Origin of the sequence: Chryseosolibacter histidinae (genome assembly GCF_018598225.1) — a bacterium.
Lineage (GTDB): Bacteria > Bacteroidota > Bacteroidia > Cytophagales > Cyclobacteriaceae > Chryseosolibacter > Chryseosolibacter histidini.
On sequence record NZ_JAHESF010000003.1, the window covers coordinates 82823 to 100205 of the forward strand.

Here is a 17383-nt window from a genome sequence, read left to right on the forward strand (position 1 = left end):
AAGAACCCTTACGTCAAAATTAAGTGAATTTATCAGCTGCGTTCAGTGTCCTCGCGGCCTCTAAAGCGAAGGATGGTTTATGTTAAACACATGCAATTCCTGAGCGACAGCCCTCCTGGCTCCTTACTCCTGGCTTCTGACTTCTATTTTCTAATTTCTTAAACCAGTTTAAGCGTTTGCATAACCTTTCAGGTGCTTTTATCGATATAAGAAGTGAGCTTACACCTACCTGAGAAACTTCGCACTACTCGCAAGTTTTTAGAGCCATCTTTTTAAAACGTAATGACTATGAATACCCCGGAAGAAAACAGGAAACATGTTGTGGTAATTGGTGGTGGATTTGCCGGTTTGAATTTTATCCGTCATCTGGCTAAGAGCAAACGTTACCGGATCACGCTGGTCGATATGAACAATTACAATTACTTTACGCCGCTCCTTTACCAGGTGGCTACCAGCTTTCTTGAGCCTTCCAGCATCAGCTACCCATTCAGAAAACTGTTTACCGGAAAAGGTGTGCAATTCCGTTTAGCGTCGGTATCAAAAGTAGACACCCAACAAAACAAGTTGTTTTTAAGCGATGGCGAGCAGCTTCAGTATGATCTTCTGGTATTTGCCGCGGGCACAGAAACAAATTTCTTCGGGAACGAAAGCATCAAACAAAATGCTGTCTTTCTCAAAAGTATAGATGATGCGCTGTTCATGCGCAACGAGCTGATCCGGTTATTCGAAAAGGCCGCCATTGAAAAAGATCCCCTTGAACGTGAAAAGCTGCTCACCATCGTTATTGCCGGAGGTGGCCCCACCGGTGTGGAGGTGGCGGGCATGTTAGGTGAGATGAAAAAATACCTGATCGGCAAAGAATATCCGGAGCTCAAAAATTCTCCCATCAACATTCACGTGATCGAAGGCGCATCGACCGTGCTGACTGCCATGAGCAATAAAACACATCAGCGGGCTGCCGAAGCTTTGAAACAGTTAGGCGTGCAGGTAAAATTGAACACACTGGTAACAAGTTTTAAAGATGAGCAGGTGCATTTGTCAGACGGCGCCGTGATCCACGCCAAAACCCTGCTCTGGACCGCCGGCGTTGTGGCCAGAACTTTTGACGGAATAGCAGCAACAAGTTTAGGCAAGGGCAGGAGGATGATCACCGATGCTTATAACCGTGTACAGGGTTATGACAATGTTTTTGCCATCGGAGATATCAGCATTCAGTTCACAGATCAGGACTATCCCAATGGCCACCCGCAACTCGCGCAGCCTGCCATTCAACAGGGAAAAACGTTAGCCTTAAATCTGTTGCGGATGGCGAAAGGCCAACAGCCGAAGCCCTTCAAATATTTCGACAGGGGCGACATGGCCATCATCGGGCGCAAATTTGCCGTAGCCGATCTCTTCAAACATAAACTTCACCTGGGTGGTCTTCTGGGGTTGGTCAGCTGGCTTTTCATTCACGTGATCTCGCTGGTCAACTACAACAACAAGATCAAGACACTTTACAACTGGGGCGTAGCTTACATCACCTCCGACCAGGCATTGCGCATGATCTTTCAAACGGCACAACCCGGTAAAAAACAAAATTCTTCTCGCTTTTAATTCGGTGTCCCTCCGTATTGAAGTTGGGAGTTTCAGGTTAAAAATTTAAAGTTTGAGGTTTCAGGTTTAAAGTTGAGCCGGAGCCGAATCGGGTTTAACTTTAAACTTGAAACTTGTAACTTTAAACTAACCGGGAATGGAGATCAGAAAACAGCTGGCGTTACACCTCAGGCAGTATACCGAAGTACCGGAACAAGAGCTCCCGTCTGTTTTGGCTTACTTCCGCCCAATCACTGTTGCTAAAAAAGCGAACCTGCTCGAAGCAGGGCAGGTTTGCCGGCATCACTACTTCGTTGGCAAAGGATGTCTGCGCATGTTCTTCGTCAATGAAAAAGGCAATGAGCAAACGGTGCAATTTGCCATCGAGAACTGGTGGCTCACCGATCACCTCAGCTTTTCAACACAACAGAAAACGGATTTCTTCATTCAGGCGGTAGAGCGCAGCGAGATCCTGGCCATCGAGTTCAACGCCCAGGAGCCCATGTTCCAGGCTCATCCATGCATGGAGCGATATTTCCGCAGGATGTACGAGATTGCGTATCGTGTGTCACAGCAGGGTATGAAGGTCCGGTATAATTTATCAGGTGAAGACCTCTATCTTCATTTTATCAACGCCTTTCCCGGCTTTGCAAACCGCATTCCCCAATACCTGCTTGCTTCATATTTGGGGATCACGCCGGAGTACCTGAGCGAGATCAAGAAAAAACTCAGGATTGGCAGCCGGGAGGGGTAAAAATTTCAAGTTTAAAGTTTAAAGTTGAGCATCAGGCACTGATCCTCATTCATACAATGCTTTTATCTCGCTAAGTTCTAAAATATCTTCCTTGTCAAATTTTTCATAAGATGATGTGATCACCTCTTCCCCGGGCGATAGCCCTGAAAGCACTTCAAAGCAATCCATGTTCTTCCTTCCGAGAACAACATTTCTTTTGATGGCGAGATCGTTTTTTACAACGTATACATAGCTGCCTCCTGTGTCTTTATAAAATCCGCCGACTGGTAGTTGAATGGCATCACGGGCAGGTGACAAGCTGAGCCGGATCCGTAAGCTTTGATCCGGTTTCAAAGACGGAAGAACTTCCCCATCGAACCGAAGTATGGTATTGAATCTGCCTTCCGTCACCACACTATCGAGAGAGATCAACGTGAGCACATAGTCCTGGTTGTTGATAGTGGTTGAAGCTTTTAATCCCGGCACTATCCGTGAAAAATACAATTCATCGATCGGGACCTTAACGGATGCTGTGTTTGAAACAGAGTCTAATATCACTGTACCAGTGGCTGGTATAAGTTCCTGGAAATTGCCATAATGAACGGTAGCGATGCTTAATATTGGCGCTCTTCCCAGCCCACACACCGGCCGTCTGGGTGCAAAGAAAACATTGTACACCACAAATAGCAGGATCAACGCAACGGGCAAAACAACAAGGATTCTCATAACACGTTTAGAATCTGCTATGTCCGAAATCATGCCAAAGAAAAACCGCGTCTACAGATGCATGAGACCGTTGCATCACTCAAAGCATGTCCGGCGCCGAACAGCGCATGTTTGATTTTGGAGAATTGGAACAAATCAAAATAGCTATAGATTTTGTCTCTTCAACTCCTCCACCGCATGGTTAGCCGCGCGTGCCGTCAGCGCCATGTATAAAATAGAAGGACTTTGATTGCCCGTGCTGGTCATACACGCGCCATCGGTAACAAAAACATTTTTGCAGGCGTGAAGCTGGTTCCATTCGTTGAGCAACGAGGTCTTCGGATCGCGCCCCATGCGGCAGCCTCCCATCTCATGAATGTCCAGGCCTGGAGGTTGTTTTGAATCGAATGATTCGATGTTGCTGCAGCCGGCTTTCTCAAACATTTCAGCGCTTTGTTCCATGAAGTCGCGTGTCATCTTATCATCGTTGTCGTCATATTCTACTGACATCACCAGCTGGGGAATTCCCCAGGGATCTTTTTTGTCTTCGCTCAGGCGCACGTGGTTCTTTTCTTTGGGGATGGTCTCGCCCTGCATGTACATATAGGTTCTCCATTCACCGGGTTTAGCCATGGCAGATTTCAATTCGGCACCGCAGGCATTTTCTACGGCTTTCTGGTCACCGCGCAGGCGATATGCGCCCGTGAACGTTGTGAACCCGCCCAGGTAATCCATCTCCTGGCGGCCAAGGTTCCGGTAGTTGGCAATGATCGGTTCTGTCGGGTTGCGTCCCGAATAATAACGGTCTTCAAAACCATCCATGGCTGCACCCACATAGGCGCGATAGTTATGAAAGGCAATGTACTTACCCAGCAGTCCGTTGTCGTTGCCAAAACCTGCCGGGAACCGCTGCGAGGTGGAGTTCAGCAGGATCAGGTTGCTGTTGAGCGCGGAAGCGTTCACAAAAATAATGCGGGCAAAATACTCCGTCACTTCATGCGAGTTTGCATCGATGATCCGCACGCCGGTAGCCTTTCCTTTCTTCTCGTCGTAGAGGATGGAATGGACCACGGCGTGTGGCCTGATGGTGAGGTTGCCGGTGCGGTCGGCCCAGGGCAGTGTGGACGAAACGGAGCTGAAATATCCTCCGAACGGGCATCCGCGCATGCAAAGATTCCGCGCCTGGCATTTTCCCCTCCCCTGCTGCAGGTGGATGTCTTTCGGTTGTGTAAGGTGCGCCCAGCGTGCATGCACCAGGTGGCGGTCTTTATAATTTTTGCGGATGCGCTGCTGCATGGCAGATTCCACACAGTTGAACTCGAACGGCGGAAGAAATTCGCCGTCAGGCATCGCTTCAATTCCATCGCGGCTGCCGCAGACACCGATGAACTCCTCCACATATGAATACCAGGGAGCGATGTCGCTGTAGCGGATAGGCCAGTCGATGCCATACCCGAACCTGGCGGGAGCGATAAATTCATACGGACTCCAACGTTGCGTGGCCCTGCCCCATGTCAGCGATTTTCCGCCAACCTGATAACCCCTGATCCAGTCGAACGGTTTCTCCTGTACATAGGGATGGTCTTTATCTTTGATGAAGAAGTGCGCTGTATCTTCTCCGAGCCCTGCTGCCTTGGTGATGAGCGGATTCTCTTCCCGGAACTCGCGCGTGAGTCGTCCGCGGTAGGTGAAGTCCCACGGATTTTTCGTGGCCGTCGGGTAATCCTTGTTGTGCACTACATTGCGGCCACGTTCCAGCACCAGTGTCTTCAGTCCCTTTTCACACAGCTCCTTGGCAGCCCATCCCCCGCTGATCCCGGAGCCGATCACAATGGCGTCGTACATATTTTTTTGCACGCCACCAGCATTGACGTTCACAGAAGCAATTTCTTTTTCCATTACAGCGTGTTATTACAAACGAAGACCTTTTCAATGGGTCTTTCAAAATGGCGATTCGCAGGCAATGATGCAAGGGAATTGATACCGATGGAGGAACCAGAGCAAGGAAGCACAGTAAAAAGCAAACTTACCGGAAAAATCAGACGGCTTTACGTTGAATATTTACGTAATTGTAACAATGAACCAAATGTGCAGACTGTCAATTATCATCATCATTTTAACAGCCGGTTCTTGCGGACTAAAAGATGTTTGTAGCAATGAGGTGATCGAAGAAACATATTCTCCAAACAAGGCGTTGAAGGCCGTAATTTTCTCAAGAGACTGTGGCGCCACCACGTCAGCATCAACGCAGTTGTCAATTCTGAAAGCAGATAAAAGCCTGGAAAACGAAAATGGCAACACCTTTATAGTAAATGATGGGCAGATCGAGATCGAGTGGCGGAGCAGCACAGAGCTCACGGTTTACATCGATATTCTTGCGAATACCTTTGAGCGGCAAGATCAGGTTGAAGGAGTCAGGATCACATACAAAAGCATCAGTGGCAGGCCTCTCAATGCCCAGCCTGTTCATCCTAAAAATCCATAATACTGGTCATGAGTGATGCCACTTGTGATGTAGCCATTGTGGGATGTGGAATTGCAGGCATGGCTACTGCGCTGCGATTACAAGCAAAGGGATATGCAACCATCATTCTCGAAGCACATGGCCAGCCAGGCGGTTGTGCAGGCTTCTATACAAAAAAGGGTTTTTCCTTCGATGTGGGTGCCACCACGCTGGTTGATTTTGAGCTTAACGGCGTGGGTGGAGAGCTGTTCCAATCTGTGGGAATATCGATTCCTGAATCCGAAAAGCTCGACTATAAGCTGTGGCTTCCAGACAGGGAGGTTCACATGTATCACGATCGCGAAAAATGGAATCGCGAGCGGTTAGCCAAATTCGGAACCAGTACCGACCACATAGCTTTCTGGAAGTTCATCGACCACCTGGCTGACGTGTTCTGGAATGCAAGCCGTACAGGAATCAAGTTACCTGTTCAAAACCTGGCCGATATCGTGAATAGCGTTCGCTGCGTTGGTGCTAGGAACTTACCGCTCACCCGGTATCTCAACTGGACCTTTCTTGATGCGCTGAAGAAATTCAATCTCGAACATGATGTCCCCCTGCGTTCCGCCATGGGTATGCTGATTGAAGATACCGTTCACAGCTCGGTGGAACAGGCGCCGTTGATCAATGCGGCGCTCGGCATCACCATCAGAGGTGCTGGCTTAAGAAGGGCACAAGGTGGAATGAAAGGTTTATGGGATCACCTCGTGCAAGCGTATCACAGCATGGGTGGCAGGCTCCTGCTCGGAAATCGTGTAATGCAGATCGGCCTCAGCAAAGGTGTGTATGATCTTCAGAGTAATAAAGGTAGATACAGGGCAGCGCAAGTAGTGAGCGCGTTGCCTTTAGACGTTACACATGATATTGTCAAGGGACAGCTGAAGAAACGTTTTAAAAAATATCTCTCGGCAGCAGCGGAAAAACGCGGCGGTGCCATTGTTGTTTTTCTCGGTGTACCGGAAGAAGAAGTAACAAACCAGGAGCTTACGCACCATCAGCTAATGTACAATTACAACACGCCGTTGGGAGACGGCAATAATATGTTCGTCTCCGTGTCATCGCCTGGTGATCTTAAAAGCGCTCCCGACGGATACCGGGCCGTTATGATATCAACCCATTGCAACCTGGATGAATGGCAGAACCTCGATGATGTTTCTTATTCCATCAAAAAGCAGGAGGCAGGTGAACAGTTGGTTAACCTGGCCAGAAAAATTTATCCGGACCTCGGAATGCGACCTGTTGTTTATGAAGTAGGAACGCCACGCACTTATTACAAATACACCGGAAGAAGAGATGGAGCTGTGGGCGGCATCAAACAAACCATAACGAATTCAAACCTGAGGGCCATTCCTCATGATATCGGCATCCCGAACTTCCGGCTTGTGGGTGACACAACATGGCCTGGCCTCGGAACGGTTGCCTGTATTTTAGGAAGCAGGATTGTTGCTGAGCAGATCCAAAAAGGTAACTGACGCACCTTTTTACTTTATAAACCCACTAACGCGCACCGAATTTCACGGGCAACACCATCCCCGTCTCCACTGGTATAAACACCTGACCTGAAACATCTTTTTTCTGCAGGCCTGGCTTCTGTCATCATTATTTGGGACAAAAATGCAGAATTCTCTCCTCATTCAGGAATGTTCATCAGACGACAGCCTGGTTTTGCCTATATTTGATATACACCTATCGCCTTACGGATAATGAAAAAGATGTTGACATACTTTTTACTTTTAACGCTGATCAGCTGCTCGGATTCTGAATATTACAAAGTTCAATTTGACAATGTCGACCAGTTAACAGAGGGCGATAAAGTGATTCTGAAAGGACTTGAAGTTGGCCAGGTAAAGGACCTGGTAATTGACAATGAAAAGAAAGTGTTAGCAACAATTTGGGTCGGGCGAGGTATTAAACTGACAAAAGGTTCGACCTTCACAATACACTCAGAGATCTTGGAAAAACACATTGAAATCGGCCTTTCAGACAGTCAGGAGCTTATGGACACTGACGAAATTCAAACAGGTTATGTTCAACCGCCCGACTCGACGGAATTTAGAAAACTGACCGCTGCAGAGTGGGACAGCCTTGTAAAGCATAACCCGGCTTATAGACTCGCAGACACATTGATGATGATATTTAGAAAAATATCGAAAGATTCGACAACAATGAAACAGTGAAGGGATCGCTGTCACAGTACGCTTGAGTAAATTATAGTCTGGTTTCAAAAGACGTTTTGCCACGTTCGACATATGGAACAACCTGACGAACAAACGATCGACCACTTCTGGTATATGCGTCCCGTGTTCTTTGTCGCGGACATTCAACGCGCCATTGAGTTCTATGTCGATCAGCTGGGTTTCAAAAAGAAATGGCACGAAGCAGACGGCAAGGGCACCGTATGCCAGGTAGACCGAGGGAGCTGCGAGATCATTTTATGCCAGGATGCTACACGCGATGACCGGAGCCGTGTGTTCCTCGAGCTATCACGCGCGGCGGTGGATCAGCTGCTGAAGGAAGTGGCCGAGCGTTCCATCCCAACCAAAAGATCATGGTGGGGCTACGAGGTGCTTCAAATTGACGACCCCGACGGCAACGAGCTGCTTGTTTGCCTCGAAAATCTTCTGTGAGTCCTAAATGCATTTCCCGCAGATCACGCTGTCCCGATAGCTATCGGGATTCGCAGATCCCTTTGAAGATCATTTCTGCGTAAATCTGCGGAATCTGCGGGACACAACACATCACATCGGTTCCAATCTCAATCCCATCACCAGGATATCATCGGTCTGCTCGCGATTGCCCTTCCATCCCTCGATCGTGTCCTGAAGAATGCGCATCTGCTCGTACATCGGTTTGTGGTGGATTTCCAGCAGCAGCTGGTTCAAACGTTTCGACATGAACTTTGTGTCGTCTTTACCGCCAAACTGATCTTTATAACCATCCGAGAAAAGATAGATCACCGTAGGCTTGTCGATCACGATCTCGTTTTTCCTGAACAGGAATTGTTTCTTGTGCCTCCTGCCTCCTATGGAATGGATATCTCCTTTGACCTGGTGCAGCGCCTGGTTCTGAATATACACCAGGGGATTTTTGGCGCCCGAGAACTCGAGTGTTCTTCTGCCGGGCCGATAGATGCATAGTGCCACATCCATTCCATCGTTGTTCCCGGAAACTTCCTGCTTGAGCGCTGTGCGGATCTCGAGATCGAGCGCATCCAGGATCAAATTGGTTTCTGTGATGCCGCGGTTAATGATACCGTTCAACGCATTGATGCCGATCATCGACATAAAGGCGCCGGGCACACCATGCCCGGTGCAATCCACGGCAGCAAAGGCAATGTCAGCCTGGCGTGACTGTGTGGTCCTGATATCCGAAAACCAGTAGAAATCACCACTCACGGTATCGCGTGGTTTGAAAAGCACAAAAGCGTTTTCGAAGATCCCGGGATGCTGTTCCGTCTTCGGCAGCATAGCCTCCTGGATCCGTTTGGCATAGTTGATACTGCTCCGGATGTTCTTATTCTGCTGCGCTATCTTTTTATTATCGTTGCTCTTTTTGCGATAGCTGATGATCAATACGGCAATCAACGCCAACGACAACAAAATTCCCGTGGCGACAAAATTCCGGACCAGTGCTTCGTTCTCGAGCTTCACTTCCTGCTCCCTGATCCGCGTGTCAGCCAGCTCTTTATCTTTTTGTAGCAGGTCGATCTCCATCTGGCGGCTTCGGGAGATCTCTTCAGTGATCTTCAGGGAATCAGTCGTAGCGCGAAGCGAACCTTCGATCTTGCGCAGCGAATCGTTGAAGATCGCCAGCTTCTTTGTCTGCTCTGACAGCTTCGACTGCGTGGAACGTTTTTCCAAGCCCTCTTTTTCGATGCGTTGCTTCAGCTCCTTTACCTCACGTTTCTTGAGCTCTTCATTATACTTCGCCGTGATCAGAACGTTGTACTGTGTGTAATACTCGGCGGCTTTTTTATGATTGCCCAGCTTTTCATAATACCCTGCCAGCAACTGATAACACTTTTGCTGGAGCGTGGGATCATGTTCAACGATCGCTATAGACAAGGCTTCTTCCCCATATTCGATCGATCGCTTGTAACGCTCAAGTAATCCATAACCTGCAGCAACATTGATGAGTTGCTCCTTGATGTGTGCGCTCTCTTTTCGTTGTCGTGCAATAAGCAGGGCCTCCTGGTAGTGCTCCACAGCTTTTGAGTATTTCTTAAGCTCCAGGTTACAGGCTCCGAGCTGATCGAAGACCGTATATTGCATCGAAGCATCGCCGGCTTTCTTTGTATAGGTCAGTGACTGATCCAGGTAATCGAGGGCGTTATCCAGGTCTTTCGCCTCCTTATAAAGACCCGCCAGCTCGTATGCATACTGCGCCGATCTTTTGTGATCCTTATTTTTTATCGCCTGCTCATAAAGCTTCACCAGCTCGGCCACCTGTGATGACTGCTGACTCCTGGCCGGGATCATAAGGCCGAATAAGAAGAAAAAAATGAACGTAAAGTATCTCGCGTCTGCCAAGGTAAAATAGTATCTGGCCGGCTACACGAATGATAGCACGGCAATCATCTGGCAATTTTATGAAGTTCTGCAGGATGGTTCCGTTACCAACAGGGCGAAACCTTACATCAGCAAGGTGTGACGTTCCGTTAGTGCTCAATGTAAACCCCGGTTGAGTTTTGAAACCACGCAGGTGCTATTGAAACCTGCTCGAAAAAGGGTACGCCATGATCAACGTAGAGGCTCCTTGCCGCCTAATGGATGCATACACCGGGGTATGGCCTTTAAAATGAATGTGTTACGCCCTATTTTCCTCCTGGCGGATGTAGCCTCACTATTGTTTTTTCTCATGCTTCTCATTAGCTTCGGAAACCATGCAAAACCCAAAAGTTACCCTCCTTCTCCTGGTCGCGGTCGCGTACACAACGCTCGCCAGCGCACAACAGGTTGCCGACACGTTGTTCAACCCTGAAATTGTACGACCTGCATACGCAAAAGCACAAGGCCCCGCGGTGCTCATAGACGAGGCGCATAGCAATTTTCATACGGTGAAAGGAAGGTTTAAACCGTTTGCACGTGTGCTGGAGAAAGATGGCTACGTGGTGGGCGGCTTTTCTCAGCCGTTCACAAATGAAGGCCTTACAGCGGCAAAGATCCTTGTCATCGCCAATGCACTACACCCCGATAACGGTGAAAACTGGAGCTTGCCGACACCGTCAGCGTTTACAGATGCCGAAATAGAAGCATTGAATGCCTGGGTGAAAAAAGGTGGCGCCCTGTTTCTCATAGCCGATCACATGCCGTTTCCCGGTGCTGCCGAAAAACTGGCGGCTTCGTTTGGATTCAGGTTCCTGAATGGATTTGCCATGAAAAAGAAAGCAGGCAAAGATCTCTTCACGCCCGGAAAAGGCCTGATGACAAACGCCCTCACGAATGGCAGAGACAAGACCGAAAAAATCGCATCCCTGCAGACGTTCACGGGCCAGGCTTTTGAGATCCCTCAAAACGCCACACCCGTTGTGGTGCTGTCGTCTGACTATGAGATCAAGTTGCCCCAAACAGCCTGGGAGTTTGAGAAGAATACACAGGTTGTATCAGCAGAGAATCTTGTTCAGGGAGCTTACATGAAATACGGTGCCGGAAGAGTGGTGGTGTTTGGTGAAGCTGCGATGTTCACCGCCCAGCTACAACGTGGTAAAAATAAAATGGGAATGAACGCCCCCAGCGCATCGCAGAACGCACAATTCCTGCTGAATACAATTCACTGGTTGGATGGGATTATAAAGTAAGTTACTTTTTCTTCTTTACCCGCTCAGGCGGTAACGCAACTCAGTCCTGAAGTTAGATTTGAGAATTCAAATTACTCTTCAAGATCACTGATTTTAAAAGTCTTTCGCTCTAGTGTTTTTAAATTATCACCAGTGAGATCAATTTCGCAAACAGGCAAATTCTTTCGATTCCTGAAGAAAATTACTTTCTTGCCATTCGGGTGAATATTAGGTGCATGACCTCCTGAAAATATTTTTTTTAGATTCGCTCCATTTTCCTCCATTACGTACAATTCCTCGTTCGCCACAAAAACGATCCTGTTGCTTGCCTTCGACCACTCTGCGCTTGATAGATCTTTTAGCTTCCTGGTCAATACAGTCTTGTTACCCGTTTCTATGTTGAACCTTACCAGTACAACATTGTTGTAGTCTGGATAAACCGTTGTTTCAACCACCTCTCTTGCTAGGATCTCCTTTCCATCCGGTGACCAGGCATAAAAGTCGAATCTATTTCCATCCAACGAAAAAACTACTCTTTTGGAGAAAAACTCCATTATCTCAAGAATCACCTCATCCGTGGGTAAATGTTTAAAGTATACCAGGTAATTGCTGCCGGGAGACCATTTGGGATGAAGATATTCCTCCAACGGATCTCGCGCTAGAAGTTTACGTGTAACACCATTTTTTAAATAGTAAAGCTTATAGGGTTCACCCTTGGCACTATAGTAGGCAACAATACTGTCATCAGGCGAGATATCTGGATAAAAGTCTGCCCAGCCTGACTCAAGTGACAACAATTTGCTTGTTCCATCATTTAAAAAATACCTGAATATTTTAAGAATACCTGAACTGTCTTTGGCAGTGTATACTATACTTTCACCGTCATGTGACCAAGTAAATGTGTTCTGTGCTTCTTGAATGACCCGCGTCGAATCATTCACTTTTATAACAAGGCCTGAACGCGCAATAAAAGCATAGCCATCACCCCGTGGACGCCATTTAGGAACAGGCCCAGAAAACACATCAGCAAATTCATTCGCGTTGACAATTCCACCGCTTTCCTGCTGGGAAAACAAAAAATGAAATGGCAGAATAAGAACGATTGTAAGTAACACGATCCGCATAGCTGGCAAAGAAACTTAAATTGCGATCATTTCCTATCAAAAAATTCTTTCATCAAAGCATCTTTCGAAGATTTCGTATTTTACCAGAATTTTTAGAAACCTTCATCAACGGACAATGAACGCTTACGCTGTTAAGATGAGGCACATCATGCCTGTGTTCTTATATGTCACCATTGGATCATTGATCGGTCTGTGCATGATCAGGTATATCTTTGCGATCCAGACCGAGGTCCTGGACTTCAAGCAGGAAGTCTGGGAGATTTGGATACCCATAGTCTTTCCATGGATCCCGATCACGATCTGGCTCCGTCCCCGGTTTCGGATTCTAATATTTAGAAAAGAAAGTGACCGGAAGCAGTTCCTGTTCCAGATGCTAACCTGGATCACAATGGCAGCATCCATGGTTATATCACAAATGTATCTAACCACGGCGAGCGGCACGTTACAGGATGCGTCATACATCGAAGAGTTGGACAGCATGGACCGGAGCAGGTACTACCGGATCAGGTCATTTGAAACTTTAACGTCTTATGGCTCATACGACGCCGACATACACGCCAGCGGAAAACACAACGAATATCTCAATTTCCACTTGTATTTCGTATGCCCGATCGTGCGCGACACAGTCAGACCACCTGAGGAATTTAAATATTGGTATGGCGTATCATTCAAGAAGCAGATCAGCAATCGGCTCAGCGCCGATGAAAAAGAACTCGAATATAATTCCTTTACGAAAGAGTGTATTCAAAAGATGAACGCATTTCAATTTCACGATGTCAGCTATTTCGAACGACTTCCAAACAATGAAGACAGAGATGGGTATTTAGGCGCAGTCGCCAACATCACGAAGCGTGAAGATAACAACGTGGTCATCCTGGAACCCAAGCAGGGATCTTTTGAAAACAGGAACGGCAATAAGCTGACCTGGATCTTTGGATCTTATCTCATAGGCACAACCGTTATTCTTCTGCTACTGCTCTGGCCCAGGCTAAGCAAAGTTGAACTGGAAAGACAGTGGCGCGGAAAAAAGCCACAAAAAGACGAAGTAGTCGATATGCTAAAATTCCTCATACCCAAACATCCTCATTTCGTAACGTCTGTTATTCTTGATCTGAACATTCTCGTTTTTATCGTCATGATACTGGCCGGTGTTCACATTATTTTCCCCGAACGGCTTAGAGCTTTTGGAATGGGGTGCCAACCGGAGAACAGAAACAACCGGAGGTGACTGGTGGCGGTTGATCACAAGTATGTTCTTACACGGAGGCATTATGCATCTTATTTTCAATATATACGCGCTTGTACTGGCATCTATATTTATCGAACCGGTGATAGGCACTGTGCGGTACGCCATCCTTTACTTCGTTTCAGGGATTGCCGGAAGCATTGCCAGTATCATGTGGTATGAAAACACGGTCAGCGTAGGCGCATCCGGAGCGATCTTCGGACTCTTCGGTGCTGTGCTTGCCGCAGTTCTCTCGGGAGCTATGGGAAAAGACGGAAAAAGGCTGATTCTCCTATTTTTTGGTCCTTACGTTGTGATCAATCTGCTGATGGGACTCGCAGGAGGTATAGACAATGCTGCACACATTGGCGGACTGGTAACAGGAGCAGTTGTTGCTTTGATTATCCACCAAACCATGAAACCTGCGTCAGATGAGAATTCAAGTGGCGGTGATCTGCATCCCCAAGAACGGCCTTAGCCTCACCAATGAAAGAGCTCCACAAAAGGGGAACTGAAGGACTCTTATCTCCCAACCTCATCGATATAATTCCGCAAGCTGCCTTGCAGATCACTTAACGTATCGAAGGCATCCTCATTCATTGCATAAACCTTTTTTTCTGTAATAATGATCTGGTTGATGAAATTGCCATAAACGGGGCGTTGAATTTCTTTGGCAAGCATGGTCAGATCCGGGCTGATCGGAGATGCCTCCGTACGGTACAGATAGGCATTGGCCGGCATCAAAGTATGATTCCTGAAATTGGTGATGTTCTCCTGCTGCTGGTTATACAGCAGTTGAAAGAAAGGTAGTTGTACCCGGTACAAGTCATAAAGTTGATTCCTGATAGAGTCCGGCAGCTCATGAACCAAACCGCTACCGGCTGCGGACATGTAGGTGGGCGAGTAAGGGTCGAAAAGAAAAACAAACTGACCTGTTATCATTTTATAAAACCAGGTGAGCTGGCGTTCCGACATTTTTCCTGAGGTCCGTTGTATGCGAAGGGAGTCTAACTGACTGATCCACGCCGAGGAGCCACTCCGATCTTCCGTAAGTCTTGCTTTTAAGGCATCGATGTCTGTGAGAAGGGACTCTGATAGCTCGATCATCTCTTTCTTTTGTGCCTGTTCCTCGCGCCATTGCTCAAACAGGAAGGAGATCGTGATCCCAAGAAAAATAATGATCACTTCTACCAGGTACGTTAAAAGTAGTTTGGGAATACGACCTGTTTTAAATCGGTTCAGTAGCATAGGTGAGGTTTGTTTGCTATAGGCGTTGCCTGTCAAAAAAAATAAAAATAAGCAAAAGAAGGAAGTGTAACATATGCGGGTGGTATTCAGTCTTGGTATAAACTCGCCACCATGTTCAAAAGCTACCTGAAAGTTGCTATCCGGAACATTATTAAGTATAAGTACTTTTCCATCGTCAATGTTTTGGGCCTGTCACTGGGTATGTCGTTCAGCCTGCTGCTGATTACTTTTTACATTTTTATCAGCTCATTTGACGACTTCCATACGAAGAAAGAAAACATCTACAGGGTGATCTCCACGCTGCAGAAAAAGACCGCCGACCCGAAAGATTTTGCTTCTGCCCCTGCAGCCCTTGCAAAAAGCCTGCAGGACCGGTCTGCCGGAATCAGGGAGATCGTGCGCATCAATACCTCGTTCGGGGGAGACATCGTCTCAAACAAGTTGAACCTGCCGGTACGGGGGTACTATGCCGACGCTAATTTTTTCAAGGTTTTCGATTTCGAGATGATGCAAGGAAACCCAGCCACAGCGTTGTCTGAGCCCAACAGCATGGTGCTGACCGAATCGATGGCCAAAAAGATCGACGCCACAGGCAATCTGCTGGGCCATACCGTTGAAATTGAAGGTGTCGGAAATTTTGAAGTGACCGGTGTTATCAGGGACCAAAACCGAACCCATCTCCAGTTCGAGACGCTCGTTTCTTTCAGTACACTTTCTGCCGCCGTACGCGGTGAGGAGAGTGATCCGAACCAATGGGTATCTTTCCGCGGTCAATACCTCTACGTGCTGCTCAACGATGCAGTGACTGCAGGCCAGCTGCAACAATCGCTGGATCGTATTTCGCACGACGTATCAGATCCCTCACAGCAGGCAAAGGTATCGTTCAAGCTTCAGGCGCTCGGCGACATCACACCAGGGCCCGACCTGGAGGATGCCACCGCGCCGGACACGGACACTACACTTCTTGTGGTTTTTGGCACCATCTGCCTGCTCATTCTTCTCCCGGCATGTTTCAATTACGCGAATATCTCCATCGCGCGTGCGTTGAAACGTTCAAAGGAGATCGGCCTGCGGAAAACGATGGGCGGTGCCAGGATCCAGATCTTCATCCAGTTCACCATCGAGACCATTGCCATCACGGTGATCGCGCTGGCGGGAGGCATCCTGATATTCATGGTGATCGCTCCTGAATTCAAAAGTATGATGATGGCGGCATCGTGGCTGGACCTGAGCCTGACCTGGGAGGCGGCGGGCATATTCCTGCTGTTTGCAATCGCTACTGGGCTGGTGGCAGGTGTTTTTCCTGCATTGCATTTCGCGGGCCTTAACCCCATCCAGTCACTCAAGGGTCAATCGGGGTCAAAATCTCTTTACGGCGTGCGGATACGAAGGGCGCTGATCATTTTTCAATTTGCACTTTCTTTTTGTTTCATCGTTTCCCTGTTCGTGTTCAGCCGGCAGTACCGTTACAACCTGAACTTCAATTTTGGCTTCCACACCGAAAACATCCTGAACGTCGAGCTTCAGGGAGTAGACCCGGTCACTTTCAAATCTGAATTTTCACGGCTCGCATCGGTGCAGGAACTGTCGATGTCGTCCGGCATTTTGGGGTTATCTTATTCAAGCACAATGATCCGCGAGCAGCGCGGGGGTGATTCGCTGAGCGTATTCCAACATTTCGTTGACACGGATTACATTGGCAACTTGGGATTGTCATTGCTGGCGGGCCGGAATTTTCCAGAGGCTTCCTTGCAACGGGAACGCTGCATGGTCGTGAACGAGGAATTTCTTCGTACCTGGAAAATCGCCACACCGGCAGAAGCGCTTGGAAAGACGTTTGTGGTAGATGGCAAAGAGCTTGAAGTGATCGGCGTGCTCAAGAACTTTAATTTCGGGCCGTTGCAGGTACCGATCAAAAGTTTCATACTCCGCACCGACCCATCGCAATTCACATATGGTAATGTTAAAGTGGCTTCCGCCGATATTCAGGCAACGCTAGCCCTGATGGAAAAAACCTGGAACAAGCTCAGCAGCAACCGAAAGTTCGAAGCCCGTTTCCACGATTACGATATGCAACGAGCGTATGATTTTTACTGGGCACTTCTCAAGATCATCGGGTACATGGGATTGTTAGCAGTGGCGATCTCCCTTCTGGGGTTACTGGGAATGGTGGTGTACACCACTGAAACGAGAATAAAGGAAGTGGGCATCCGCAAGGTGCTCGGCGCCAGCGAAACCGGTATTGTGTACCTGCTTTCAAGGGATTTTTTAAAGCTCATGCTATGGGCCACAGGTTTTGCTGTTCCCGCGAGCCTGCTGTTATTCGACAATTTTCTCTCGGCCGTTCAGTATTACCGCGTAAGCCTTAATGCCTGGGATCTCATCAGCAGCTTTGGTGTTTTCTTTTCCATCGGCATCGCCACCATTGCCTCTCAAACCTGGAAGGCGGCAGCGGCCAACCCGGTAGACACCTTGCGGCATGAATAAGGGCGGG

At 47.9% G+C, this 17383-nt stretch carries 15 protein-coding genes; 10 read left to right on the forward strand and 5 right to left on the reverse strand.

Features of this window, described 5'->3' with window-relative positions:
• The first annotated feature begins 288 nt into the window (after window positions 1–288).
• Window positions 289–1596, forward strand: a complete 1308-nt coding sequence (locus KK083_RS03780) for an NAD(P)/FAD-dependent oxidoreductase (RefSeq protein WP_254160839.1) — start codon at window positions 289–291, stop codon at window positions 1594–1596.
• A gap of 136 nt (window positions 1597–1732) precedes the next feature.
• Entirely contained in the window at window positions 1733–2329 is a 597-nt protein-coding gene (locus tag KK083_RS03785) for a Crp/Fnr family transcriptional regulator (RefSeq protein WP_254160841.1), read from the forward strand.
• Window positions 2330–2374: 45 nt separating this feature from the next.
• Here the strand turns inward: KK083_RS03785 and KK083_RS03790 are convergent, their stop codons facing one another.
• Entirely contained in the window at window positions 2375–3034 is a 660-nt protein-coding gene (locus KK083_RS03790) for an efflux RND transporter periplasmic adaptor subunit (protein WP_254160843.1), read from the reverse strand.
• A 144-nt stretch (window positions 3035–3178) separates the two neighbouring features.
• Window positions 3179–4912, reverse strand: coding sequence for a GMC oxidoreductase (locus KK083_RS03795; protein ID WP_254160845.1), 1734 nt, complete (start codon window positions 4910–4912; stop codon window positions 3179–3181).
• Window positions 4913–5099: 187 nt separating this feature from the next.
• Between KK083_RS03795 and KK083_RS03800 the strand changes: the two genes are divergently transcribed.
• From KK083_RS03800 to KK083_RS03815, 4 genes are all read left to right on the forward strand, one after another.
• On the forward strand, window positions 5100–5498 hold the full coding sequence (locus tag KK083_RS03800; protein WP_254160847.1) for a hypothetical protein: 399 nt from the start codon (window positions 5100–5102) through the stop codon (window positions 5496–5498).
• 8 nt (window positions 5499–5506) lie between these two features.
• On the forward strand, window positions 5507–6988 hold the full coding sequence (locus KK083_RS03805) for a phytoene desaturase family protein (protein ID WP_254160849.1): 1482 nt from the start codon (window positions 5507–5509) through the stop codon (window positions 6986–6988).
• Between the two features lie 231 nt (window positions 6989–7219).
• Window positions 7220–7693, forward strand: coding sequence for an MlaD family protein (locus KK083_RS03810; RefSeq protein ID WP_254160851.1), 474 nt, complete (start codon window positions 7220–7222; stop codon window positions 7691–7693).
• A 72-nt stretch (window positions 7694–7765) separates the two neighbouring features.
• Window positions 7766–8143 (forward strand): glyoxalase superfamily protein, encoded by a 378-nt coding sequence (locus KK083_RS03815; RefSeq protein ID WP_254160853.1) that lies wholly within the window; start codon window positions 7766–7768, stop codon window positions 8141–8143.
• 111 nt (window positions 8144–8254) lie between these two features.
• Here the strand turns inward: KK083_RS03815 and KK083_RS03820 are convergent, their stop codons facing one another.
• Window positions 8255–9994 carry a tetratricopeptide repeat protein gene (locus tag KK083_RS03820; RefSeq protein WP_254160855.1) on the reverse strand — a complete coding sequence of 580 codons (1740 nt, stop codon included), beginning with the start codon at window positions 9992–9994 and terminating at the stop codon, window positions 8255–8257.
• Between the two features lie 404 nt (window positions 9995–10398).
• Between KK083_RS03820 and KK083_RS03825 the strand changes: the two genes are divergently transcribed.
• Entirely contained in the window at window positions 10399–11313 is a 915-nt protein-coding gene (locus tag KK083_RS03825; protein WP_254160857.1) for a DUF4350 domain-containing protein, read from the forward strand.
• Between the two features lie 71 nt (window positions 11314–11384).
• Here the strand turns inward: KK083_RS03825 and KK083_RS03830 are convergent, their stop codons facing one another.
• Window positions 11385–12416, reverse strand: coding sequence for a TolB family protein (locus KK083_RS03830; protein WP_254160859.1), 1032 nt, complete (start codon window positions 12414–12416; stop codon window positions 11385–11387).
• Window positions 12417–12531: 115 nt separating this feature from the next.
• On the opposite strand from KK083_RS03830, the gene KK083_RS03835 reads away from it, so the two are divergent.
• Complete coding sequence (locus KK083_RS03835; RefSeq protein ID WP_254160861.1) at window positions 12532–13644, forward strand: hypothetical protein; 1113 nt, start codon at window positions 12532–12534, stop codon at window positions 13642–13644.
• Window positions 13645–13687: 43 nt separating this feature from the next.
• Window positions 13688–14119, forward strand: a complete 432-nt coding sequence (locus KK083_RS03840; RefSeq protein WP_254160863.1) for a rhomboid family intramembrane serine protease — start codon at window positions 13688–13690, stop codon at window positions 14117–14119.
• A gap of 44 nt (window positions 14120–14163) precedes the next feature.
• Here the strand turns inward: KK083_RS03840 and KK083_RS03845 are convergent, their stop codons facing one another.
• Window positions 14164–14889 carry a hypothetical protein gene (locus KK083_RS03845; RefSeq protein ID WP_254160865.1) on the reverse strand — a complete coding sequence of 242 codons (726 nt, stop codon included), beginning with the start codon at window positions 14887–14889 and terminating at the stop codon, window positions 14164–14166.
• A gap of 111 nt (window positions 14890–15000) precedes the next feature.
• On the opposite strand from KK083_RS03845, the gene KK083_RS03850 reads away from it, so the two are divergent.
• Complete coding sequence (locus KK083_RS03850) at window positions 15001–17376, forward strand: ABC transporter permease (protein ID WP_254160867.1); 2376 nt, start codon at window positions 15001–15003, stop codon at window positions 17374–17376.
• Window positions 17377–17383 lie beyond the last annotated feature (7 nt).